Annotated in this window: 23 protein-coding genes and 1 riboswitch; of the genes, 18 read left to right on the top strand and 5 right to left on the bottom strand. The window is 43.5% G+C overall.

What is annotated here, in order from left to right; translation table 11 throughout:
• Positions 1-12: 12 nt before the first annotated feature.
• The 6 genes from ubiE to tatC all read left to right on the top strand — a co-directional run bounded on the left by ubiE (position 13) and on the right by tatC (position 4,633).
• Positions 13-795: a bifunctional demethylmenaquinone methyltransferase/2-methoxy-6-polyprenyl-1,4-benzoquinol methylase UbiE gene (gene ubiE / locus OH456_RS22825; protein WP_006072183.1), complete on the top strand. Its 783-nt coding sequence runs from the start codon at positions 13-15 to the stop codon at positions 793-795.
• A gap of 10 nt (positions 796-805) precedes the next feature.
• Positions 806-1,450, top strand: a complete 645-nt coding sequence (locus OH456_RS22820) for a ubiquinone biosynthesis accessory factor UbiJ (protein ID WP_006072185.1) — start codon at positions 806-808, stop codon at positions 1,448-1,450.
• Positions 1,447-3,081, top strand: coding sequence for a ubiquinone biosynthesis regulatory protein kinase UbiB (gene ubiB, locus OH456_RS22815; RefSeq protein WP_270034306.1), 1,635 nt, complete (start codon positions 1,447-1,449; stop codon positions 3,079-3,081). The genes OH456_RS22820 and ubiB overlap by 4 nt, the downstream gene beginning before the upstream one ends.
• 54 nt (positions 3,082-3,135) lie before the next feature.
• A complete protein-coding gene (gene tatA, locus OH456_RS22810; protein ID WP_006072188.1) occupies positions 3,136-3,390 on the top strand; it encodes a Sec-independent protein translocase subunit TatA in 255 nt (84 codons plus the stop codon).
• A gap of 3 nt (positions 3,391-3,393) precedes the next feature.
• Positions 3,394-3,795: a Sec-independent protein translocase protein TatB gene (gene tatB / locus OH456_RS22805; RefSeq protein WP_006072189.1), complete on the top strand. Its 402-nt coding sequence runs from the start codon at positions 3,394-3,396 to the stop codon at positions 3,793-3,795.
• Positions 3,796-3,877: 82 nt separating this feature from the next.
• Positions 3,878-4,633: a twin-arginine translocase subunit TatC gene (tatC, locus tag OH456_RS22800; protein WP_006072191.1), complete on the top strand. Its 756-nt coding sequence runs from the start codon at positions 3,878-3,880 to the stop codon at positions 4,631-4,633.
• A 159-nt stretch (positions 4,634-4,792) separates the two neighbouring features.
• Here the strand turns inward: tatC and OH456_RS22795 are convergent, their stop codons facing one another.
• Complete coding sequence (locus OH456_RS22795; protein WP_006072193.1) at positions 4,793-5,554, bottom strand: TatD family hydrolase; 762 nt, start codon at positions 5,552-5,554, stop codon at positions 4,793-4,795.
• Between the two features lie 142 nt (positions 5,555-5,696).
• Between OH456_RS22795 and hemB the strand changes: the two genes are divergently transcribed.
• From hemB to OH456_RS26005, 4 genes are all read left to right on the top strand, one after another.
• On the top strand, positions 5,697-6,734 hold the full coding sequence (hemB, locus tag OH456_RS22790) for a porphobilinogen synthase (protein WP_006072195.1): 1,038 nt from the start codon (positions 5,697-5,699) through the stop codon (positions 6,732-6,734).
• A gap of 92 nt (positions 6,735-6,826) precedes the next feature.
• A complete protein-coding gene (locus tag OH456_RS22785; protein WP_006072197.1) occupies positions 6,827-7,255 on the top strand; it encodes a GNAT family N-acetyltransferase in 429 nt (142 codons plus the stop codon).
• A 651-nt stretch (positions 7,256-7,906) separates the two neighbouring features.
• Complete coding sequence (gene polA / locus OH456_RS22780) at positions 7,907-10,705, top strand: DNA polymerase I (RefSeq protein ID WP_270034305.1); 2,799 nt, start codon at positions 7,907-7,909, stop codon at positions 10,703-10,705.
• A 193-nt stretch (positions 10,706-10,898) separates the two neighbouring features.
• Positions 10,899-10,946 carry a hypothetical protein gene (locus tag OH456_RS26005; protein WP_438356636.1) on the top strand — a complete coding sequence of 16 codons (48 nt, stop codon included), beginning with the start codon at positions 10,899-10,901 and terminating at the stop codon, positions 10,944-10,946.
• Between the two features lie 401 nt (positions 10,947-11,347).
• Here OH456_RS26005 and yihA read toward each other — a convergent pair whose 3' ends face one another.
• Positions 11,348-12,007 (bottom strand): ribosome biogenesis GTP-binding protein YihA/YsxC, encoded by a 660-nt coding sequence (gene yihA / locus OH456_RS22775; protein WP_031493055.1) that lies wholly within the window; start codon positions 12,005-12,007, stop codon positions 11,348-11,350.
• 195 nt (positions 12,008-12,202) lie between these two features.
• Between yihA and OH456_RS22770 the strand changes: the two genes are divergently transcribed.
• The 3 genes from OH456_RS22770 to dinF all read left to right on the top strand — a co-directional run bounded on the left by OH456_RS22770 (position 12,203) and on the right by dinF (position 15,827).
• Positions 12,203-12,820 (top strand): c-type cytochrome, encoded by a 618-nt coding sequence (locus tag OH456_RS22770; RefSeq protein WP_031493056.1) that lies wholly within the window; start codon positions 12,203-12,205, stop codon positions 12,818-12,820.
• Positions 12,821-13,572: 752 nt separating this feature from the next.
• Positions 13,573-14,385, top strand: a complete 813-nt coding sequence (locus OH456_RS22765) for a class I SAM-dependent methyltransferase (RefSeq protein ID WP_038165398.1) — start codon at positions 13,573-13,575, stop codon at positions 14,383-14,385.
• Positions 14,386-14,480: 95 nt separating this feature from the next.
• Positions 14,481-15,827: an MATE family efflux transporter DinF gene (gene dinF / locus OH456_RS22760; RefSeq protein ID WP_270034304.1), complete on the top strand. Its 1,347-nt coding sequence runs from the start codon at positions 14,481-14,483 to the stop codon at positions 15,825-15,827.
• Between the two features lie 44 nt (positions 15,828-15,871).
• On the opposite strand, the gene sthA is transcribed toward dinF, so the two are convergent.
• Positions 15,872-17,272, bottom strand: coding sequence for a Si-specific NAD(P)(+) transhydrogenase (gene sthA, locus OH456_RS22755; protein WP_038228742.1), 1,401 nt, complete (start codon positions 17,270-17,272; stop codon positions 15,872-15,874).
• A 395-nt stretch (positions 17,273-17,667) separates the two neighbouring features.
• Here sthA and fabR point away from each other — a divergent pair, with 395 nt between their 5' ends.
• Entirely contained in the window at positions 17,668-18,309 is a 642-nt protein-coding gene (gene fabR, locus OH456_RS22750; protein WP_006075522.1) for an HTH-type transcriptional repressor FabR, read from the top strand.
• On the top strand, positions 18,309-18,680 hold the full coding sequence (locus tag OH456_RS22745; protein ID WP_006075523.1) for a YijD family membrane protein: 372 nt from the start codon (positions 18,309-18,311) through the stop codon (positions 18,678-18,680). Before fabR ends, OH456_RS22745 begins: the two co-directional genes overlap by 1 nt.
• A 71-nt stretch (positions 18,681-18,751) precedes the next feature.
• Here OH456_RS22745 and trmA read toward each other — a convergent pair whose 3' ends face one another.
• On the bottom strand, positions 18,752-19,861 hold the full coding sequence (gene trmA / locus OH456_RS22740) for a tRNA (uridine(54)-C5)-methyltransferase TrmA (protein WP_006075524.1): 1,110 nt from the start codon (positions 19,859-19,861) through the stop codon (positions 18,752-18,754).
• A 154-nt stretch (positions 19,862-20,015) separates the two neighbouring features.
• Positions 20,016-20,225: riboswitch (cobalamin riboswitch) on the top strand.
• A 55-nt stretch (positions 20,226-20,280) separates the two neighbouring features.
• Here trmA and OH456_RS22735 point away from each other — a divergent pair.
• The 3 genes from OH456_RS22735 to murI all read left to right on the top strand — a co-directional run bounded on the left by OH456_RS22735 (position 20,281) and on the right by murI (position 23,724).
• Positions 20,281-22,131 (top strand): TonB-dependent receptor domain-containing protein, encoded by a 1,851-nt coding sequence (locus tag OH456_RS22735; RefSeq protein ID WP_124940504.1) that lies wholly within the window; start codon positions 20,281-20,283, stop codon positions 22,129-22,131.
• A 50-nt stretch (positions 22,132-22,181) separates the two neighbouring features.
• A complete protein-coding gene (locus OH456_RS22730) occupies positions 22,182-22,853 on the top strand; it encodes an ATPase (protein ID WP_270034302.1) in 672 nt (223 codons plus the stop codon).
• A 70-nt stretch (positions 22,854-22,923) separates the two neighbouring features.
• Positions 22,924-23,724 (top strand): glutamate racemase, encoded by an 801-nt coding sequence (gene murI / locus OH456_RS22725; protein WP_006075692.1) that lies wholly within the window; start codon positions 22,924-22,926, stop codon positions 23,722-23,724.
• On the opposite strand, the gene OH456_RS22720 is transcribed toward murI, so the two are convergent.
• Positions 23,678-24,133, bottom strand: coding sequence for an RNA recognition motif domain-containing protein (locus tag OH456_RS22720; RefSeq protein WP_006075693.1), 456 nt, complete (start codon positions 24,131-24,133; stop codon positions 23,678-23,680). The genes murI and OH456_RS22720 overlap by 47 nt on opposite strands.
• Between the last annotated feature and the right edge of the window lie 445 nt (positions 24,134-24,578).

Raw genomic sequence — 24,578 nt, 5'->3', positions numbered from 1 at the left:
AGAGGAAGAATAATGACGGATAGTAACGTGCAATCAAATCAGCTTAATCAACAAGACGAAACCACACACTTTGGTTTCACAACAGTCGCGAAAGAAGAAAAAGTGACAAAAGTTGCTGAGGTATTTCACTCGGTAGCAGCAAAATACGACATCATGAACGATTTGATGTCTGGTGGTGTTCACCGCTTATGGAAGCGCTTTACTATTGATTGCAGTGGTGCGAGACCGGGTCAACGTATCCTCGACCTTGGTGGTGGTACTGGTGACCTGACGGCTAAGTTTTCTCGTATCGTTGGTGACAAAGGTCATGTGATTCTCGCTGACATCAACAACTCCATGTTGAATGTGGGGCGCGACAAATTGCGTGATACTGGTATTGTCGGTAACGTTCATTACGTTCAGGCTAATGCTGAAGAGCTGCCATTCCCAGATAATTACTTTGACTGTATTACTATCAGTTTCTGTCTACGTAACGTGACCGATAAAGACAAGGCGCTGCGTTCTATGTATCGCGTATTGAAGCCGGGTGGTCGCTTACTGGTACTTGAGTTTTCAAAACCTATCCTTGAGCCTCTATCTAAAGTTTACGATGCGTATTCTTTCCATCTGTTGCCGAAAATGGGTGAATTGGTAGCGAACGATGCAGAAAGTTATCGTTATCTTGCTGAATCTATTCGAATGCATCCAGATCAAGAGACTCTGGAAGGCATGATGAAAGACGCTGGCTTTGAGCAGACCAAATACTTCAACCTAACGGGTGGTATTGTTGCGCTGCACCGTGGATACAAATTCTAAGGACTGAGCTATGCCCTTTGACCCATTAGTCACCGCGGTGGTGGAAACCACGCTCAATACCTTAATCAAAGATGACGATGCGTTGGTTAAGCGCGTTGCACGTCTTAAAGGTCAGATTATTCAAGTTCATTTGCGTGAGTTTAATAAGTCACTCACTTTTGTGTTTAGTCATCAGTTGGATGTCCTTTCCAACTATGAGGGCGAGCCGGACTGTTATTTATCTTTAAACCTTTCGGTACTTCCTGAACTAAAAGAGCAGGCGAATATCACCAAGCTTATCAAACAGGATAAGTTGCAATTGGAAGGTGACATTCAGCTGGCTCAGAAGTTCTCTGCTCTGCTAACCGATTGCAAACCAGATCTAGAAGAGTGGTTATCCCGTGTAACTGGTGATGTGGTGGCACATACTGCGGTTCAAGGAGCAAAAGGGCTCTTTTCCTTCTTCGCATCACAAGCTGCAAAGCACCAAGACCACTTTGGTCAAGTATTAACGGAAGAGTGGAAAATTGCTCCGCCACCGTTAGCGGTAGCAGCATTTTGTGACGACGTTGATGAAGTGCGTAGCCAAGCAGATAGATTGAGTGTGCGTTTGGAGCGTTTAATTGAAGCGACATCAAGCGATGATTCTAATGATGCATCGGCGGAGCGCGCATGACTCCAAGTGAAATCAAACGTCTTTATCGAATCATAAAGGTTCAGCTTGAGTACGGCTTAGATGAGTTGATGCCCACGCATCAGCTCACCAAAGCACCGTTGCTAGCACGCAAATCTTTGTTCTGGATGAAGAATAAACATCCAGACAAGCCGCTTGGTGAAAGGCTTAGGTTGGCACTGCAAGAGTTGGGTCCAGTATGGATTAAGTTTGGTCAAATGATGTCAACGCGTCGGGATCTATTCCCTCCGCATATTGCTGATCAACTTGCGCTACTTCAAGACCAAGTGTCGCCATTTGATGGACACTTAGCTAAGTCGCAAATGGAACTGGCTCTCGGTGGCCCTATTGAACAATGGTTTGATGATTTTGATATTGAGCCTTTGGCATCGGCCTCAATTGCTCAGGTTCACACTGCTAAGCTGAAAGACTCTGGGCAAGAAGTTGTCTTGAAGGTGATTCGTCCAGATATTCGCCCTGTCATTGATGCAGATCTTAAGCTGATGTATCGCATGGCTAGGATAGTGTCGAAAGCTCTACCTGACGCTCGCAGGTTAAAACCTGTTGAAGTGGTGCGCGAATACGAAAAGACCTTATTGGATGAGCTTGATTTAAGACGTGAAGCGGCCAATGCAATTCAATTGCGTCGCAACTTCGAAGGCAGTGAAGAGCTTTATGTTCCTGAGGTTATGCCGGACTTTAGTAGCGAAAGCTTAATGGTCTCTGAGCGAATCTACGGTATTCAAGTGTCTGATATTCCGACACTTGAAGCGAATGGCACTAATATGAAGCTGTTAGCGGAACGTGGTGTGAGCGTATTCTTTACTCAGGTGTTTCGTGACAGTTTTTTCCATGCCGATATGCATCCAGGCAATGTGTTTGTTAGCTATGAGCACCCAGAGAATCCGCTTTGGATTGGCTTAGATTGCGGCATTGTTGGCACGTTAAATAGCGAAGATAAACGTTATCTGGCGGAAAACTTCCTTGCTTTCTTTAACCGTGACTATCGTAAGGTGGCTGAGCTGCATGTCGACTCTGGTTGGGTGCCAACCGATACTAACGTCGATGAATTTGAGTTTGCTATTCGCATGGTGTGTGAGCCAATTTTTGCCAAACCTTTGTGTGAAATCTCTTTCGGCCATGTGTTACTGAATCTATTTAATACCGCGCGCCGGTTCAATATGGAAGTACAGCCCCAGCTTGTCTTGCTGCAAAAGACCTTGCTCTATGTCGAGGGGTTAGGCAGACAGCTCTATCCGCAGCTAGACTTATGGGAGACGGCGAAACCATTTTTAGAAAAATGGATGGCGAACCAAGTAGGGCCGCAAGCTGTTATAAACGGAATTAAAGAACGCGCTCCGTTTTGGGCAGAAAAGTTACCGGAACTACCAGAGTTGCTGTACGATAGCCTTAAACAAGGTAAGGCTATGAATCAACGCATGGACATGCTGTATCAAGGATACCGTGAAACAAAACGGCAACAAGGTACAGGTAAATTTTTGTTTGGCGTTGGTGCAACTTTAATCGTATGCTCTGCCATATTACTGGGAGGGCCATATCAGCAGTTATCTGCATTGTCAGGCACTGTTGGTATCACATTTTGGCTGTTAAGTTGGCGTACTTACAGACGTTAAGCGATAAACTCGTATTAATTTTTTATTTGTTAATCAAGACCCGAGGTAGAAAGAATGGGTGGTATTAGTATTTGGCAACTTCTTATTATTGCCGTGATCGTTGTTTTGCTATTTGGTACTAAGAAATTACGCGGTATCGGTGGCGATCTTGGTGGTGCGGTGAAAGGCTTTAAGAAAGCCATGAGTGAAGATGACAACACAACGGCGAAATCAGACACGAAAGACGCTGATTTTGAGCCAAAGAACATCGAGCAAAAGCAAACAGCAGACGCATCGACAGAAGCGAAGAAAGATAAAGAGCAGGCATAATTCGTGTTTGATATCGGTTTTTGGGAACTGGTACTCATTTCAGTAGTTGGTCTAGTCGTTCTAGGACCAGAACGTCTACCAACTGCAATCCGAAGTGTTTCTCGTTTTATCAGCTCTGCGAAGGCTATGGCAAATAATGTCAAAGATGAGCTTTCACACGAACTCAAGGTGCAAGAGCTTCAAGAGAACCTGAAAAAAGCTGAGAAAATGGGCATGGAAGACCTCTCTCCTGAACTGAAAAGTTCGGTGGAGGAACTGAAACAGGCCGCGCAAGAGGTGACTCGTCCTTATGCGAGTGACAAACCAAAAGCGTCGACATCGGAAGCCAGTGCAGAAGCACCAGCTGCTGAAGTGGCAAAGCCTGTTGAGAATGAGTCTCCAGAAAAAGATCTTAATAAGGGCTGAGCTTCAGCCCTTATCGTTTTCATTCCGAAAGTGCCAATGAGATAAACCTTCTCTTAGCACTTTTATTTTATTCGAGGTTTTCATGTCTAGCGTCGAACAGACACAGCCTTTGATCAGTCACCTGCTTGAGCTAAGAAATCGACTACTACGCGCGATTACGGCTGTGTTAGTGGTTTTTCTGGCTTTGGTTTATTTCTCCGGCGATATATACGATTTCGTTTCTAAGCCTTTGGTAGAGCGACTACCTGAAGGTGCAACGATGATAGCAACTGACGTTGCTTCGCCATTTTTTACGCCACTGAAATTGACGCTCATTGCGTCCATCTTTATTGCGGTTCCTTTCATCCTTTATCAAGTATGGGCGTTTGTTGCCCCTGGTTTGTATAAGCATGAAAGACGGCTGGTGATGCCATTGATGTTCTCAAGCTCGCTGCTGTTTTACTGTGGTGTGGCATTTGCGTATTTTGTTGTATTCCCACTAGTGTTTGGCTTCTTTACTGCCATTTCCTTAGGAGGGGTAGAATTTGCGACGGACATTTCGAGCTATCTCGACTTTGTACTTGCACTCTTCTTGGCGTTTGGTATTGCCTTTGAAGTGCCTGTCGCGATTATCTTATTGTGTTGGACAGGTGCGACGTCGGTAGACAGCCTCAAGCAGAAGCGACCATACATTATTGTTGGTGCGTTTGTTGTCGGTATGATGCTGACGCCACCAGATATGATTTCTCAAACCTTGCTCGCCATACCTATGTGTTTGCTGTTTGAAGTCGGGTTGTTCTTTGCAAGATTTTATACTCGCAAAGATGACGAGGAAGAGTCTGAAGCAGAAGACGCATAAGCATCCAAAAACAATAAAAAATAGCGGCTACTTTGGCCGCTATTTTTTATTGTTGAATCGTTGATATATTGTACAGTCACGAACTTTATGTTCTTGATATGCAATTGTGCCATCTCAAAGGTGAGGAAATGTCACGGTTTGATATGAATAAACAACAATTTATAATTTAAATAGTGATTTAGCATTTTGTGTAGTGATGTCCAAGATCTGCTGCTCACTCATAGTTCGAACGTCTGCGATACGCTTTAAGACTAACTCAGTGTAAGCCGGTTCATTTCGTTTACCACGATGTGGGACAGGCGCTAGGTAAGGACAATCTGTCTCAAGAATCACCCAGCCTAAGTCTAATTCTGGTATCACTTTGTCCATGCCGGAGTTTTTGAATGTTGATACGCCACCAAGACCAAGATGAAAGCCTAGGTCATTAATGGCTTTGGCTTCATCCAAGTTACCGCCAAAACAATGGAATACGCCAGAAAGGTTGCCATCTTGCTCACCTTTTAGCAGAGCTAGGGTTTCTTCAATTGAATCTCGGGTATGAACAACAACTGGCAAGTCGAGCTCTTTTGCCCAGTTTAGCTGGGTAATAAAAGCGCGTTCTTGTTCCGCTTTATAGGTCTTGTCCCAATACAGATCTATGCCTATTTCACCAACGGCGATAAAGTTGTGCTTATCAAACCAAGAGTAAATGGTTTTTAAGGTCTGCTCGACGTCGCCATCCACGTAGCAAGGGTGAAGTCCCATCATTGAGCGACACACCTCTGGGTAGGCGGCTTCGGTGGCCAGCATGGGCTCAATAGACTCTAAATCAATGTTGGGTAACAGGATATGTTCGATGCCTGCAGCGCGAGCTCGTTGTACGACCTCGTCGCGATCGTTATCAAATTCTGTAGCGTAGATGTGAGCGTGTGTATCTATCATAGTCGCGTCATTGTAGTTTCACTGATCAAATAATAGGTTGAGTATATCGTTTCTGATTTAGCATTTTCCAATTTTACTACTAGCATGATGAAACAAGAGTGATATGCTTGGTTTTCGCATTTGTCCAGACAAGGAGAGAAAGGTGTCTGTATCGATTCAAGGTCAATTCCCAGCACGACGTATGCGCCGTATGCGCAAGCATGATTTCAGCCGACGTTTGATGGCGGAGAATAAAGTGTCGGTGGATGATTTGATCTATCCAATGTTTATTCTTATGGGGAAAAACCGCAGAGAGACGGTAGATTCTATGCCGGGTATTGAACGTCTATCTATAGACTTGATGCTGGAAGAAGCGGAATATTTGGCTCAGCTTGGCGTTCCTGCCATTGCTCTTTTCCCAGTCGTCACCCAAGACGCGAAAAGTCTTTGTGCAGCTGAGGCTCACAACCCAGAGGGTTTGGTGCAACGTGCAGTGCGCCTACTAAAACAGAATGTACCCCAAATGGGTGTGATTACCGATGTGGCGCTCGACCCGTTTACCACGCATGGTCAAGATGGCATCATCGATGAAGACGGCTATGTGCAAAATGATGAGACGACAGAAGTACTAGTCAAACAGGCGTTATCTCATGCAGAAGCTGGTGCGGACGTGGTTGCCCCATCAGACATGATGGATGGGCGTATTGGTCGAATTCGTGAAGCGCTTGAAGAAGCTGGCTATATTCACACGCAGATCATGGCTTACTCTGCAAAATACGCGTCAAATTACTACGGTCCATTCCGAGATGCCGTTGGTTCCGCTTCGAACTTGAAGGGCGGGAATAAGAAAAACTACCAAATGGATCCAGCTAACAGTGATGAAGCCTTGCATGAAGTAGCAATGGACATCAATGAAGGCGCAGATATGGTAATGGTGAAGCCAGGTATGCCTTATTTGGATGTGGTGCGTCGTGTACGAAGTGAGCTACAAGTGCCGACTTTTGCTTATCAAGTGTCCGGTGAATATGCGATGCACAAAGCTGCGATTCAAAATGGCTGGTTGAAAGAGCGTGAGACAGTCTTAGAGTCTTTGCTTTGCTTCAAGCGTGCTGGCGCAGATGGTATTCTTACTTACTTTGCTAAAGATGTCGCGGAGTGGTTAGCTGAAGAAAATGGTCAAGCAAAGACCTTCTTGAAATAGTTAGCTTAGATTAGCGACATTCTTGAGTGTGAAAAGCCGGTTGTATAAACCGGCTTTTTTGGTTTTGCCAATAACAGTTAGGAGTGAATGATATGTTGGTTCGTGAAGGAACGCTTGAAGAGGTGGTGAGTATCGTTGAACTTATCGAGGAATTTGCTCACAAAGAAACCATCGAAAGCCTGCAAGCACGCTTGAATGGCCACAAGCACCTGATATTAGTGGCAGAAAAAGCGGGAGTCTTGCTGGGCTTTAAAATTGGCTATCAGATAGATGAGGCTAATTTTTATAGCTGGTTCGGCGGAGTCTCTCCTGTGGCAAGAAAACAGGGTGTTGCTCAAGTTCTGATGGAGTACCAAGAACGCTGGGCGAAGCAACAAGGTTACCAACACATTACGGTTAAATCGCGTAATCAGTTTCCATCCATGTTAAGGCTGCTGATAAAAAATGGATACTTTATCTATGATTGTGAGCCGAAGCAGTTAGTGATTGAAACCAGAATTAAGTTCATTAAGTATCTGTAAAATATAAATAAATGGAATATGGGTGATGGTAATAAAAATTTAATGAGAAAAATTCTCAATTAGTTGTTGACGATTTAAATGAGAATGATTACTATTAACTCGTCCTAAGGAAAAAGGTTCTGATTACTTCAGTCGCACTAGTGACCAGATTTCAATCAAGCTTGGTTCTTTTTGACACGACATTGCTCACATTGCTTCCAGTGTATTTATAGCTTTTTGGTCGGTTAGATGTACTCAGATAATGAGATAACCTCCTCCTATTTTTGCTAGGCGACATCCATGATGTCGCTTTTTTTCTGTCTGGTGACTGAGTATTATTTGAGCGGTTATAAATAGAACATAATTCTGCAACGATTGCTTTCTGTAAAAGAAGGTTTTCCACATGGCGTGATCCTGAAAGGATCATAGTTATACATGTAGATCTGAATATATTTACATATAAAACAAAGGCTTAATTTAAAGTTTTTGTTCTTTTTCAGTTATCCACTTCGATTTAAAACAACTATATAAACAGACTTATCCACAGAAGATGATGTCATAATCGCCAATATTATTCTTAAGCTGTGTATATAGCCAGTGAAAGGTCGTGGCATAGTGCCATGAGACGTGGCATTCTTATAGCTTATAACCTGCAATCTTGGATAATTAGACATGGCTCATATACCAGACAACCCACTGATTCTCATTGATGGATCTTCCTATCTTTACCGAGCTTTCCACGCCTACCCAGAAACGATGAGCAATGGTGAAATACCAACCAATGCGGTTTACGGTGTAGTGAACATGCTGAGAAGCATGATGCGTCAATTTGCTTCTGAGCGAATTGCGGTGGTGTTTGATGCGAAAGGTAAAACTTTCCGTGATGATATGTATCCGGAATACAAGGCAAACCGTCCTCCAATGCCTGATGATTTGAGATGTCAGATTGAGCCTCTGCATAATGTGATTAAAGCAATGGGTCTGCCATTGATCTGTGTACCAGGCGTGGAAGCGGATGACGTTATCGGTACGCTGGCACATCAAGCATCGCAAGCAGGTATGCCTGTGCTTATTAGCACGGGCGATAAAGATATGGCTCAGCTTGTGGATGATAATGTTACGCTGATCAATACCATGACCAACGTAGTGATGGATCGAGAAGGTGTGGTAGAGAAGTTTGGTATTCCTCCAGAGCTTATCATCGATTATCTCGCTCTAATGGGCGATAAAGTGGATAACATTCCAGGTGTCCCTGGCGTTGGCGATAAAACCGCGACGGCATTGCTTCAAGGCATTGGTGGGATCAAAGATCTTTATGAACGCTTAGATGATATCGCACCGCTTGGTTTCCGTGGTTCTAAAACCATGGCTAAGAAACTTACAGAGCATAAAGATAATGCAGTTTTGTCTTATGAGTTAGCGACGATTAAGCTTGATGTCGAGTTAGACTGCACACCAGAGTCTCTTCGAAAGCAGCAACCGAACGTGGATGAACTGACAAAATTGTACGGTCAGCTTACCTTTAAGTCATGGTTAAATGAGCTACTTGAAGGTGGTACTGGTGAAGTTGAAGCAGTGGAGAGCGCAGCAAGAAAAACCACCAGTGCATCTCAAAGTGACGAACAATCTGAGATGGACACGTCACAAGTCACCATTGATCGTAGTGCCTATGAAACCATCCTGACTGAAGAGAGTTTTAACAGCTGGTTAGAGAAACTGAAATCTGCTCCTGTTATCGCTTTTGATACTGAAACCGACAGCCTAGATTATATGGTGGCGAATCTTGTTGGTCTGTCATTTGCGATTGAAGAAGGGGTGGCGGCATATGTCCCTGTAGCTCACGACTATATTGGCGCGCCTGAGCAGCTTGATCGTCAGTGGGTTTTAGAGCAGTTGAAGCCGCTATTAGAAGATGATGCTATTGCTAAGGTTGGGCAAAACCTAAAATACGATGCCAGCGTATTAGCTCGTTACGATATTGAGCTTAAAGGCATCAAATTTGACACTATGCTAGCGTCTTATGTCTACAACAGTGTTGGGGGCAAGCATGATATGGATAGCCTTGCTCTGCGTTTCTTGCAACATAGCTGTATCTCTTTCGAACAAATTGCAGGTAAAGGTAAAGCGCAGCTCACTTTTAACCAGATCGATCTTGAGCAAGCATCGCCTTATGCTGCTGAAGATGCTGACGTGACCTTCCGACTCCATCAGCGTTTGAATGCAGAGCTTGAGAAAAATGAAGCACTGAATCGTATTTACCAAGATATTGAAGTACCACTGGTGCCAGTTCTGTCTCGTATTGAACGTACGGGGGTACTGATTGATGATATGTTGCTAGGCGCGCAGTCTCAGGAAATTGCAGCAAGACTGGATGAGCTGGAACAAAAGGCGTTTGAGATTGCCGGACAAGAGTTCAACTTAAGCTCGCCAAAACAGCTTCAAACCATTTTCTTTGAGAAGATGGGCTTACCTGTAATCAAAAAGACGCCATCCGGTGCGCCTTCTACTAATGAAGAAGTGCTACAAGAGCTAGCGCTTGACTATCCATTACCAAAGCTGATTTTGGAATACCGTGGGTTGGCTAAACTGAAGTCGACTTATACTGACAAGCTTCCTAAGATGATCAATCCAGAGACTGGTCGTGTTCATACGTCATACCACCAAGCCGTAACGGCGACCGGCCGTTTGTCGTCGACTGATCCAAACTTGCAGAATATTCCAATTCGTAATGAAGAAGGACGCCGTATTCGACAAGCGTTTATTGCGCCGCATGGGTGGAAGATTCTTGCAGTCGACTATTCTCAAATTGAACTACGAATCATGGCTCATCTGTCTGGTGACAAAGCGTTATTGGATGCGTTCAAAAATGGCAAAGATATTCACGCGGCAACGGCGGCAGAGATCATTGGTGTCGATATTGATCAGGTGACCAGTGAACAACGTCGCCGTGCAAAAGCGATTAACTTTGGTCTTATCTATGGCATGAGTGCATTTGGCTTATCTAAGCAGTTGGGTATTCCTCGTGGTGAAGCACAACAATATATGGATACCTATTTTGAGCGTTATCCAGGTGTGATGCAGTACATGGAAGACACACGCTCATTGGCTGCTGAAAAAGGTTACGTGGAAACCATCTTTGGTCGTCGTCTACATCTACCAGAAATCAAATCGCGTAATGGTATGCGTCGTAAAGCAGCGGAGCGAGCGGCGATCAACGCGCCTATGCAAGGTACTGCTGCAGATATCATCAAGAAAGCGATGTTACTCGTTGATGAGTGGGTGCAAGCGGAAGGTGAGGGTAAGGTTAAGCTTCTTATGCAAGTACACGATGAACTGGTATTTGAAGTGGAATCGTCATCTTTGAGCGAAATTGAAAGTAAAATACAAAAATTGATGGAATCAGCAGCAGAGCTTGATGTTCCATTGGTTGCGGAAGCTGGTCACGGTGACAACTGGGATCAGGCTCACTAGACAATTTTTGAGCAATTTGAGCAAATTAACATGAGCCAGCGCACAGTCGTTGGCTTTTTTTTGTCATTAAAAAAGTTTTTATATCTAAAACAGTTATGTCTATTAACAAAACTTTCATGAAAAAAAACTACAAAAACGGTTTCATTTTCTGATCAGTTGTTGTACATTAGGACGCGTAGGGTACAGAGGTAAGATGTTCTATCTTTCAGACCTTTTGTTTCACGTTATTGGATTAGGCTGATTCAGCCGCCCCAGTCAGTATTTGACTGGGGCGTTTTTTCTTGTGGCAAAGAAAATTTCTCTACCGCATCATCTCTTAAACGCCTTGTCATTTTTCTTCTGTTTTGACGCCCATTTACCATCCAATTTGTAATTTAACGACCTTCACAGTATTGATAATTTACACATAGAACTAAGCCATCTTTAGAGGTTCATAATTCAGGTATAACTATATGAAAAATAAAGATTAGGATGGGTTTTGTTACGAGAGGTATTTGGGGTGGTAGAGAAGACTAGCTCACATTTTGCGTGGTAGGCAATTGAATTATCAACGGACTTGATAGATTCTTTTTGCAAACAATAACTAAATCTTCTCTCTCCCATTGCCCTGCCAGGATGGCGGGGCGTTTTGTTTCTGGAGGCTTACTCTTCGATATCGTCGTTGATATCGTCTTCTAACATTTCAAATGCTGGAGCAAACCAAGTATCAAGTTTGCTGCGCAGTTGGTCGACACCAATTCCTTTCAAAGAAGAGAACGCATCTACTTGAACATCGCCACCAAAGGCCAGCGCAGCTTCACGAATTTTAAGCACTTGCGCTTTACGAGCACCGCTCTTTAGTTTGTCTGCTTTAGTCAGTAGCACTTGTACTGGAATATGAGATTCTACTGCCCATTGAATTAGCTGTTGGTCGAGATCTTTCATTGGGTGTCTGATGTCCATTAGGACCACAAGACCTTTTAAACATTTGCGCTTCTGTAAGTACTCACCCAGTGACTTTTGCCATTTCTTTTTCATTTCTAGGGGTACTTGAGCAAAGCCGTATCCTGGTAAGTCAACGATATGACAACCTTCATCAACCTTAAATAAGTTAATAAGTTGAGTACGGCCTGGAGTTTTACTGGTTTTAGCCAGAGCTCTTTGGTTCGTTAGACGGTTTAGTGAACTCGATTTACCTGCATTGGAGCGTCCTGCAAACGCGATTTCGATTCCTTCATCTTCTGGCAAGTGACGAATATCAGGTGCACTTGTTATGAAATGCGTGTTTTGATAATGAATTTTTACGCTCACTGTTAACTCCATCTCGACTTTGTGTAGTCGATTGATTACTTTTTTGTGAAATTGTGTAAAATAACCGTGCTCGGCATATGGCCACACATTGTACCATGAACGGTATTAATTGCCCGTGTTACCTCACTTTGTCCTTTTGGCACCATTCTGTTGGGTTTCGCGAGGCGTGTAGTGGTACTGGAAGCTTGATAATTATAATGGAATGTCATGAAAAAATTAGCGCTAATCTTGAGTCTTGTAGTCAGCTGCTCAGTATGGGCCCAAGGCGATATTGAAGCTGGTAAAGCAAAATCCCAAACCTGTGTTGCGTGTCACGGAGCTGATGGTAACAGTCAGTTAACCATGTACCCTAGCATTGCTGGTCAACACGCCAAATATATTGAAAAACAACTAAAAGATCTGAAACTCGGTATGACGAGTAGTGGTAAACAAGGTCGTTACGATCCTGTGATGAGTGGTATGGCAATGCCGCTATCTGAGCAAGATATGGCGGATCTTGCTGCGTATTACTCTTCAATGCCTCTAGCACCAAACAGTACCCCTGAGAATGTCGTTGACCAAGGTAAAGTACTTTACATGGCTGGTGATGCAGAACGTGGTATTACGGCTTGTATTGCTTGTCACGGCCCTCGTGGTAACGGTACAGAACTTTCTGGTTTTCCTAAAATTTCTGGTCAACACGCTGAATATGTTAAAGCTCAGTTAGAGAAATTCCGCAGTGGTGACCGTGCTAACGATATGAACGCTATGATGCGTGATATCGCTAAGAAGCTGAATGATGATGATATCGACACCCTATCTAAGTATGTAGGCGGTCTACACTAATCCAATTCAACGTTGCAACAACTTAGCAGCCCAACAATAGTTTCTTTACGCCAAACCGAGCGAACAATGCCCCTTCGAATGAAGGGGCATTGTTGTTTTTGGTGACTTATCTCACGAGTTGCTCGTTAAGCGTGTTGCTCTCATTGTTCTACTTGGCTGATGAGGTTGTGAGATATTTGCCATACTTGCTGTCACTAAACTGCCAGTAACTAAATTTAAGTGTTTGAAATTAATGGTTTTTGTTCATTCTTCTGTAAAGGCAACATGAAAAAAGTGCTCTGCAGGTTGTTTTCAATCCTCGCTCGGGTAAATTGTTCCTTGTCGACAGGAAGTAGGCACAGGGATTTCAGACCAAGATGGTTTTCAAGGATGTCTAACTAGGAAGGTTAGAAGAAACACAACGGATTGGCTTGTACTAGGAGTACAGGCGGATAAGGATGGTCAACTTTTCTCAGGATGAGAACTTAAACGGACAGGGTTTAGGAAGAACTCGCGCAAATGGCTTTGCTAGGGAACGCGAAAACGCATCAGGATGATGACAAACAAGAATTAGCAGTGGAAGCACAAATAACAAACGGATATTTGTGAAGCATCAAAAGATGCTAACAGTTTCGCCGTATGGCGATAGAAAGCGACAGGTCTTCCTGTCGCTTTTTTTACGTTTGCTCACAAGATAAATGACATTAGTTATCATTTGTCTTGTGAAGTTAATTGATATCGATTATCATTTGCACTCTTTCGGAGGGTGGGAAATGAAAAATCAAACGAGTCGTGAGTCAGAGCATTTTGATGTGCCAACTAAGTTGCTTCGACCTCTTTGGTTTCGAAGTCGCGAAAGCCTATTAGATGATGGCATTATTTATGACCCTATTGCAGCTCATGCTTGCCGTCGTTGTCATCTCGCTCCCGATTGTCTCACCGGTAATGTAGATCAAAGTCAGCTTCTCCATGCCACTCTGACACAAATTTGTGATCTTCAAGTAAAGCGCTTTCTCGAAACCAACCCTGATGGCTGGGTTATCAACGTTGGAGCTCGGCTCGATACCCGATTTTATCGCCTTGATAATGGTCGTTGTCATTGGGTTGAAGTGGATACCAATGAACACCTTGTTTGGCGACAACGATTGTTCCATAAAAGTGAACGTTATCAATTAAGGTGCGGATCTATTGATGATATGAGCTGGCTACAATCTTTATCGGTTCCAAATGACAGACCTGTACTAGTGGTTTGTGAGCAAGCACTACTTGAAAGAAGAGAAAACCGCATTGCACACTTTATCCAATCGATCGGTTGCTATTTTCAACATGCTCAGGCGTGTGTGGTGTTGGCCGGTGATTTGACGACCTCGCGGTTGGGTAAAAGGATGGGAGGCGAGCGTTATCAACATGGTCTGCGCCGCCCAACTCAGAAATTGCTGAATTGGTTGCCGTGGATTCATAAAGTGTCACTCCTTTCACCCATCGACCAACATTGTCAGCGCTGGTCTAAGTGGCAACGTATTATCGCCAAGCTGCCACTTTATAAGCATCGATTAACACCGAACGTGATCAATATTGAATGGTAGGAGTAGGAACCTAGGGTCAATTAACGCTACTATAGCCCCAACTATTTTTTAACCACCACCATAGTTTCTATGGTGGTGTTGTTTTTGGGGTCTGCGTGTTTCGACAATATTTCTCTACTCTGTCTAATATTGAACTTCATCGCCGTGTCTTGCTATTAGCCATTCCCATGGTGCTTTCGAATATTACCGTGCCGCTTCTGGGGTTAGTGGATGCCGCAGTTATTGGTCATTTAGAGCATTCTTGGTATCTCGGAGGCGTGGCACTCGGTAGCACGATGATCAGTGTGACCTTTTGGTTACTCGGCTTTCTTAGAATGTCGACAACTGGGCTGACAGCTCAATCTTTTGGTGCTCAGGATAATCGGCAGCTCGCCTTAGTATTTTTGCAGGGAACACTGATGGCGTTGGGCTTTGCGTTGGCATTTTTATTGCTGCACAGCGTCATCGCCGACCTTGTCTTCTCATTGAGTAGTGCTAGTGAGGATGTGAAATACTATGGTCACCAGTATTTTTCGATCCGTGCTTGGAGTGCGCCTGCGTCACTACTCAACTTTGTACTACTGGGTTGGTTACTGGGTACACAAAATGCCAAAGCACCGATGTGGATGGTAATCATCACCAATGTAGTCAATATTGTGCTTGATGTTCTATTTGTCATCGGCTTGGGCTGGAAAGTCGAAGGGGCGGCGTTAGCATCTGTGATCGCCGATTACTCGGGTTGTGCTTTCGGACTTTGGTGCGTATGGCGTACTTGGAGTCATCGTCAGTTGCCTGCTATACGCTCATTGCTGTCCGGTGTCGCAAGTGATATTAGTCGTTTTGTAAAACTGAACCGAGATATTTTCTTACGCTCTCTTTGCCTACAAGCGACGTTTAGCTTTATGACCTTCCAAGGTGCGGCTTTTGGTGATGACATTGTGGCTGCTAACGCTGTGTTGATGAGCTTTTTAATGATCATCTCTTATGGCATGGATGGTTTTGCTTATGCGATGGAAGCCATGGTCGGTAAGGCGATCGGTGCAAAGAGTCGAACGGCGCTAATCGAGTCGCTGCTTGCTACCTTCTTCTGGAGTTTGATTATTTGTAGTGGTCTGACGGTGGTCTTTATGGCGTGGGGCAGTAATTTGATTGGTTTAATTACCAGTATTCCCGATGTCCAACAACAAGCGATGGTGTTCTTACCTTGGTTGATTGCTATGCCTTTGGTGTCGATGTGGTGTTTCTTGTTTGATGGCATCTTTATTGGGGCCACCAAAGGTCGAGATATGAGAAACAGCATGTTTGTTGCGACCTGTAGCTTCTTTGCCATTTTCTATATAACAAGTGGAATGGGTAACCATGCACTTTGGTTAGCCATGCTGAGTTTTATGGGAATAAGAGGCTTTGGGTTAGCCATGATCTTTTTGCATCAATGGCGCAGCAAAACCTTCCTCGAAGCATAAAAAAGGCGGCTATCAAGCCGCCTTTTTTATGCTTTCGTTAAACACTAGAATAAGCGATTCAAACCATTAAGCGCCGCTACGCGGTAGGCTTCAGCCATGGTTGGATAGTTAAAGGTCGTGTTAACAAAGTACTCGATGGTATTTGCTTCGCCTTTTTGCTCCATTATCGCTTGGCCGATGTGGATGATTTCCGCAGCACGCTCACCGAAACAGTGGATACCTAAGATTTCTTTGGTTTCGCGATGGAACAAAATCTTCAAGCTTCCCACGTCTTTGCCAGCAATCTGAGCTCGAGCAAGATGTTTAAATGATGAACGCCCTACTTCGTAAGGGACTTTTGCTTCGGTAAGTTCTTGCTCTGTTTTACCGACAGAACTGATTTCTGGAATGGTATAGATACCTGTTGGAATGTCTTCAATCAGTTTACCGTCTGCTTCACCTTGCGTGATGGCTTGGGCGACGAAACGGCCTTGGTCATAAGCTGCACTAGCCAAACTAGGGTAACCAATTACATCACCCACGGCATACACGTGGTCAACATCGGTTTGATAGTTACTATCGACTTTCAGTTGTCCACGAGAATCAGCACTTAGGCCCACTGCAGATAAGTTCAACGCGTCAGTATTACCCGTTCGGCCATTTGCATACAGTAAGCAGTCAGCGCGCATTTTCTTCCCTGAGTTCAGATGAATGATGACGCCGTCTTCGGTCCCTTCTATTTTGGCGTAGGTTTCATCATTACGAATCATCATGCCGCTGTTCCAGAAGTGGTACGACAGTGAGTCAGACATTTCATTATCTAAAAATGCCAGCAGACGCTCGCGAGTATTGATAAGGTCTGTTTTGACATCTAAGCCACGGAAGATCGAGGCGTATTCACAACCAATAACCCCCGCACCGTAAATAATGATGTGCCTTGGGTCATGTTCTAGTGACAATATAGAGTCGCTGTCGTAGATACGAGGATGGGTAAAGTCAACATCGTCTGGGCGATAAGGTCTAGAGCCTGTCGCGATAACAAATTTATCGGCCGTGTAGGTATCGACGGTGCCGTCAGTTTTCGTGACTTCCAGAGTATTTGAATCGACGAAGCGAGCCGTGCCAAACAGTAACGTACACTCATTTCGGTCATAGAACCCTTGGCGCAGTCGAGTTTGCTTATCTATCACGGTTTTGGCATGACCAAGAATATTAGAGAAGGTAGAGTGGAGGCTGGTGTTATTGCCACAGAACAGTGGGTTGCTGTTGAACTCGATAATACGGCTGACCGCATGTCTGAGTGCCTTTGATGGGATAGTGCCCCAGTGAGTACATCCACCACCAACGCTGCTTTCTTTTTCTATGATGGCAACGTTCAGTCCTGCTTTAGTCAGTCCCATAGCAGCACCTTCACCACCGGGTCCACTTCCTATCACGATGGCATCAAAATGTTTGGAGCGACTCATAGTGTATATCCTCGTTGTACCTAACTGCATCACGCAAAAGACCTCCAGTTAGGCTTGCCTATTTAGGCACAACAGCAGGCATTGCGGCGTTAACATTGCTTAAATTCTTGTTAGCGAGATTCTAACGGATTATTAACCTTGGTAAACCAAGTTGCCGTGATAGGGTGTGAAAGATCACGAGATTTGTCTTAAGTTGCCATACCTTATGTGGTTTAGCCTTTGTAAGCTGCCAATTTTATAGAATATGTTGAGTTGCAAAGTGAAGTGAGACTTACAAAGTGTTTTATTAAAAATCCTTTTGCATAGGCTTATACAAACAGGCTATTCGCGCTATATTACCAGCACTCCCTCAATTACCGTATGAATGGTAGTCAACAAGTAAACCTAGGTAAAACATGAAATCAATGGGTATCCGTGCACAACAAAAAGAGAAAACGCGTCGTTCATTGATCGATGCTGCTTTTAGCCAGTTAAGTGCTGATCGCAGCTTTTCAAATTTGAGTTTACGCGAAGTGGCACGAGAGGCTGGTATTGCACCAACGTCCTTTTATCGTCACTTCAAAGACATGGATGAATTGGGACTCACCATGGTAGATGAAGGAGGCTTGTTGCTGAGACAATTGATGCGACAAGCGCGCCAACGTATTGTCAAAGAAGGCAGTGTGATTCGTACTTCGGTTGAAACCTTTATGGAGTTCATTGAAAGTAGTCCTAACGTTTTTCGCTTATTGTTGCGAGAGCGTTCGGGTACATCATTTGACTTTCGAGCCGCAGTCGCTCGTGAGATCCAGCATTTTTCAGCAGAATTAACCGAATACCTTGTGAGCACGGGCATGGACCGTGATGAAGCAATCGCTCAGGCTGAAGCTTCGGTAATCTTGGTATTCAGTTCTGGTGCTGAAGCACTCGATCTTAATAAGAAAGAAAGATATGAACTGGCAGAAAGGTTAATTGTCCAACTTAGGATAGTTGCCAAAGGTGCACACTGGTATCGCAAAGAACGTGAAAGAAACCGTCAAAAAGAAGGGTTGAACTAATGTCCAATGAAGTATCCTCCGAAAGCCGTAATAGCGGTAAGAAAACCCTAGTGCTAGCACTTATCGCTGGTATGTGTGGTAATGCAATGTTGTCTTGGCTAACTGTTAGCGAAGTCGCATTCTCTATTTTTCCTCTGATAGCTCTTGTTCTATCTGTTCAAGCGCTATATCAAGAGTACCTAAAGAACCCAATTCCAGAAGACTTCCCGATGGTAGGTTTGGCTGCGTTTTTTGTTGGCGCATTTGGTCATTCGGCTTTCACTAAAGCCCAGTACCCAGATGCCGGCTCCAACTTCTTCGCGATCATCGTTGTATTGGTTCTACTGTTCTGGATTGGTAAGAAACTTGGCTACATTATGAAAGAAGCCTAATAGGTATTATTAATGTCCGCGAATAAAAAACGAGCCGCTTGGGCTCGTTTTTTTGTTTATGCTGTGGCGGATTACGCTTTACGTTCTAACAACACACCGGCTTCTATGTGATGAGTAAACGGGAACTGGTCGAACAGCGCAAATCGAGTAATAGTGTGAGTTTCACTTAGTACATCTAAATTGTCTTTCAGTGTTTCTGGGTTGCACGAAATATACAGAATACGTTGGTAACCTTGCACCATTTTACATGTATCAATATCCATACCAGCGCGCGGTGGGTCGACAAAAATCGTGTTGCAGTTATAGCTTTTCAAATCGACATTCTGTTGCTGTAGACGGCGAAATTCACGCTTTCCTTCCATCGCTTCAGTGAATTCTTCAGCAGACATTCGAATAATTTGTACATTATCAATCTTGTTTTCAGCGATATTGAATTGTGCCGAGTCAACTGAAGGCTTGGCTAACTCTGTCGCGAGAACGCGTTCAAAGTTTTGCGCCAATGCAAGTGAAAAGTTGCCATTACCGCAGTAAAGCTCCAGCAAGTCACCTTTGCTTTCTTGGGTACAGTCCACCGCCCATTCCAGCATTTTCTGAGCCACGGGACCATTTGGCTGAGTGAAGCTATTCTCTACTTGTTGGTAGTGGTATGGCTGACCATTTACATGCAAGGTTTCTAGCACATAGTCTTGGTCTAAGACGATTTTCATCTTACGAGCACGGCCAATGAGGTTGAGTTTGAACCCCTCATCATTAAGGCGTTGCTTGAGGGCTTTTGCTTCTGCTTTCCAAGCATCATCTAATTGACGGTGATACAGCAACGAAACCAGAATTTCACCACTGAGTGTAGAGAGAAAGTCTACTTGGAATAGTTTCTTACGCAGAACGTCATTACCTTTCATTGCATCCATAAGCAATGGCATCAAATCGTTGATGAGGCGGCTTGCTGCTGGAAATTGGTCAACGCGATACTTTTCACGAGTTTCTTGATTGAACATGATGTAATACATGTCCTCTCCTTCGTGCCAAACGCGGAATTCTGCACGCATGCGATAGTGCTTCTCTGGAGAAGTAAATACTTCGAGTTCAGGAGCAGAATAAGGCGCCATCATATCGATCAATCGTTGAGATTTTTCTTCGAGCTGAATTTGGTAGCCTTCTGGTGTGAAGTCGAGATTTGCCATTGTGGTTGCCTATCGTCGGTAATGAGTTTTTAAAAGGAGGGCAGATTTTATTCAATCTCCCGTCGTTGTCCAGTTTTTCCCAGAATTGTCTCTCAATATGGCTGGATATCTATAGCTTAGTTCAATCTGTTATAGACAAATTACCATGTTGTTAATACCATTCCGCCTAGCTGGTGTGAGAATGACAAAGGAATCTCACTGAAAAGGGAATCTGGTGTAAATCCAGAACTGACGCGCAGCGGTAAAAGAGAACGACCCCTCAAATGACACTGTACGAGTTACGGGAAGTCGAGGCAGTAGGTTTAGGTTCACTGTGATCCTTACGCTCTTGAGTCCGAATACCTGCCAGCAGCCAAGCTTCGTTAACAAATAACAACGCTAGCTTGGTAGGACTTACGCGATTTAGGACAACATAACAAATGAACAAATCATTTTTGGCGATAGCAGTGGCTGCATCGCTCTCTTCTTATGCTTCTTTTTCACTGGCAGAAGCAACAAACCCAAGTGAACAAAGCAAACTCGCAAATGAAACCATGGTCGTGACAGCGAACCGTGTTGAACAGCAACTGAAAGATGTTCTTGCTCCAATTGAAGTTGTTGATCGTGAGCAAATTGACGCTATTCAAGCTAAATCAGTTTCTGAGATATTACGACGTTTACCTGGCGTACAGATCGCAAACCAAGGTGGCATTGGTCAAAATGCCGAACTGTATATTCGAGGTCGCTCTAGTAAGAACACTTTGGTATTAATCAACGGTGTTCGAATTGGGAGTGCAACAACAGGTGCTGCGAATCTGTCAGCCATTCCTCTTGATGGTGTGCAACGTATCGAAATTATCCGTGGTGCCCGTGCTGCGGTATATGGTTCTGATGCCGTAAGCGGTGTGGTTAATATTATCACCACTAATAAAAATGGCTCTCCAAGTAGAGTTAAAGCTGGAGCGGGAAGCTTTGGAAGTTACAACCTTGGTGGAACATTATCGTTAGGTGATGCGGAGAATGGATGGCTCAATCTGACAGCCACTCATCAGTCTAGTAATGGCTACAATGTCCAACCGACCAGCACTAATCCAATAGATGCGGATGACGATGGCTATACCAGTCAATATCTAGTCCTCGATATGGGTAAACGATTGGATCAAAACTGGCAACTAAAGGCCAATGGTTATTACCAAAAACATAATACTGAATTTGATAACCCTTGGACTGGTGTAGATAAGTCAGATAGTGACTTGTACAGTTTTAGTGTTGCTGGTGACTATATGCGTAATAACTTTGATTCTTCGCTGACACTGACGACGAATCAAGATAAAGCGAAATCTTATGGTCAAGGAGAGCCAGAAGGGACTATTTCGACCAATCGCGTTGCAGTAAATTGGAATAACAACGTAAAAATCAATGATGAATTGAGTTTCTTGGGCGGCATTGATTGGTACAAAGATAAAGTTGATAACACAACTAAAGCTATGACTAAAGACACTCGAGACAATGGAGCCGTCTTCTTAGGTGCACTCTACAATCAAGAACGCTTATCACTAGAAGCTAATGTTCGACATGATGACAATAGTGCCTATGGAAACTACACCACTTACCAGTTAGGTGGTGGTGTGAATGTCACAGAGCAATTAAAGGTTGTAGCCATGCATGGAACAGCATTTAAGGCACCTACTTTTAATGAACTGTATTGGCCTAAAGAGTGTGGTCCATGGGGCTGTTATGAAGGTAATCCAAATCTGGTCCCTGAAGAGTCAGCTACCTCTGAAATTGCTTTAGAGGGTGAGTTTGCTTTATTAGGATTTAGATTAGGCGCTTATCGCAGTAATGTGGATAAGATGATTGCCAGTAATGGTTCAACGAACGTCAATATAAACAAAGCTAAGATTGAAGGTATTGAACTAGTAACTCGTTTTGATACCGGAGCGATTGAGCATGAGGTGTCGTACGACTATCTAGATGCTAAAGATGAAAGCACAGGTAAGGACTTAGTAAGACGAGCTCGCAATAGCGGGAAGTGGAATGCCTCATATAATATTGCCTCTTGGAGATTCGAGCTAAGCTACCTATATCAAGGGAAACGCTATAATGATGCAGCCAATACTCAAGTATTAGACCCTTATTCGTTAGTTGATATTGCCGGCACCTACTACTTTGATAACGGCCTAAGTCTAGGTGCGAAAGTTGGCAACTTATTCGATGAAGAGTATGAAACGGTGAGTGGCTATAAAACACCAGAACGTAATTACTACGTGAATGCCATGTATCAGTTCTAAGAGCAAACAGCGCCTCCAATTAAGAGGCGCTTTTTAATAGGTAGTCCTAAATGAAAAACATCATCATCAGTTGGTCATCTGGCAAAGATTCAACCCTTACTTTCGAACGACTAATTGAATCTCCAGATTATAATGTCGTTGGTCTTTACACTACTCATGTCAAAGGTGAGGTTCCATTTCAAGTAACCCCATTAGAAGTCGTTCAATTGCAAGCAGATAGGTTAGGGATGCCATTAGTAACGATAGAGCTACCAGAAGTTTTTCCACCTAACGATGTTTACCAAGCGCTCGTTATTGAGGGGGTAAAATCTTCTGGCTTGGCAGTAGATGGGATAGCATTTGGTGACATGTTCTGTAATGGAATTGTTGAATATAGAAAAAGCTATGTCGAACCAGCGGGGCTAGAAGCGGTTTTTCCTTTGGTTGGTGAAAGTAGCGCAAAGCTTGCACAGGAGATCATTGCCAGAGGGATTGAGACAGTGTTGGTTACCGTCGATAGAAATGTGCTTTCGGAAACATTCTGTGGAAAAGTTTATACCGACGAGCTTATTCAAGAATTACCTAATAATGTTGACCCTTGTGGAGAAGATGGGGAATTCCATACCTTAGTCTGTAATTCGAGGTATTTTAGTCACCCTATTTCCATTCAACAGATTGAAATTGAGACAGCGCCGAGATTCAGTCATCTAAGATACAGCGTTGAGTCAGAACTTCGCGGATAAGTTTACCGACAATAGGGTTATGAGTATTATGTTGGCGAACAGGTTAGTAGTGAGCGTGATACGTTAATCAATGAATCGAAAAAATATACTAATATTTGACTCTGGTGTGGGTGGACTTTCTGTATTTAAAGAAATAGTCCAACGCTTACCTCAAGAAAACTATATCTATCTATTCGACAATGAGGCTTATCCCTACGGTGAATTGGCACCGGAAACACTAGTAAACCGCACCTGTACATTGATACAACAAATGATGCGGCGCAAAGCGGTCGATATTGTTGTTATTGCTTGCAATACGGCCAGTACTATTGTGCTCCCTCATTTAAGAAAACGAATAGACATTCCTGTGGTTGGCGTCGTCCCTGCCATTAAGCCAGCTTCACTACTCTCTAAAACAGCAGTTGGCTTGATTGCTACACCAGCAACGATTACTCGCCAATATACTCATGACTTAATTCGTAACTTTGCTACTGATAAAGAAGTAAAGCTGATAGGTGATAGTCGATTAGTTGAAATGGCAGAGCAAAAGCTGAGGAATGAGCAGGTCGACCTTCAAGAGTTGGAACTCATACTTTCTCCGATTAAAGGAAAAATTGATGTAGCAGTATTAGGCTGTACCCACTTTCCTCTTATTAAGGAAGAAATAGCATTGGTATTGGGAGACTGTGTTGAATTAGTTGATTCAGGAGCCGCAATTGCAAGAAGAGTTGAAAGTCTATTGGAGATAAAAGAGGCATCTTTGGGACAAGGAACCATGGAGGCGTTTAGTAGTGCTCCTCCTTTTGAAGAAGAAGCACTAAATAAAACATTACGACAACTCTGTTTTACTCCTGTTCAGTTGTTGCCGATTCAGGGTGCTTCGGATCATTAGCAATACGCACTTTCAAAGTACGTTGCATATAATCCTTTTCATTTAGAGCTTTGATTGCCGCTTTTGCATCGGAGCTCGCCATCACAACAAAACCAAACCCACGTCGTTTACCTGTGCGTTTATCCTTCATTAACCTAACGGCAAATACCTCACCATGCTCAGCAAAGAGCTCCTTTACGTGAGATTCATTTGCTTTATAAGGAAGATTGCCGACGTAGAGAGTTTTGGTCGACTTTGTAGTTTCTGCAGATGGTGTTGGTGAAGCAGTAGAAAACTTAACAACAAAAAAGGTGGCTACTACACCGATGACAAAAGCAACAGCTGGTGGTACGTCAGCGAATTGAGAAAATACAATACCGCCTAATATAGCAATCGCTACTACCAGAAAAAGAGATTTATTGGAGTCCATATTAAAGTACTACTTTTTTATTTACGAATAATGGCATCTATCGTTAACAAATAGATATAAGAATATTACGTAGTTGAGTGTGATTTTTCCAATTAATTGGTGTGATGTATTTCAAATGTTGAATTTTTATCGAAAAAACACCGTATCGATGGCTTTTTGTGCGAACGAAAAATAAATTCAAAAAAACACTTGTCATAGTTTGAGTGATCTCTATAATGCCGCCTCACCGACACGGAGTGAGACGAAAGTCACAAAGCGGAGTCGGTTGAGAGAGAAAAGAAAGTTTGAAAAAACGCTTGACTCTCAAAACGGGAAGCGTAAGATACGCACCCCTAACGACGAGACGCGAAGCGGCTTGAGAGTTAGAAAATGTTCTTTAAAAATATAGACCTATCAATCTGTGTGGGCACTCGTTGATGATAATCAAATTAGATACTTCGGTATT

Source organism: Vibrio sp. La 4.2.2 (assembly GCF_027586995.1).
Lineage (GTDB): Bacteria > Pseudomonadota > Gammaproteobacteria > Enterobacterales > Vibrionaceae > Vibrio > Vibrio mediterranei.
This window is presented reverse-complemented; position numbering and strand designations above follow the sequence as displayed.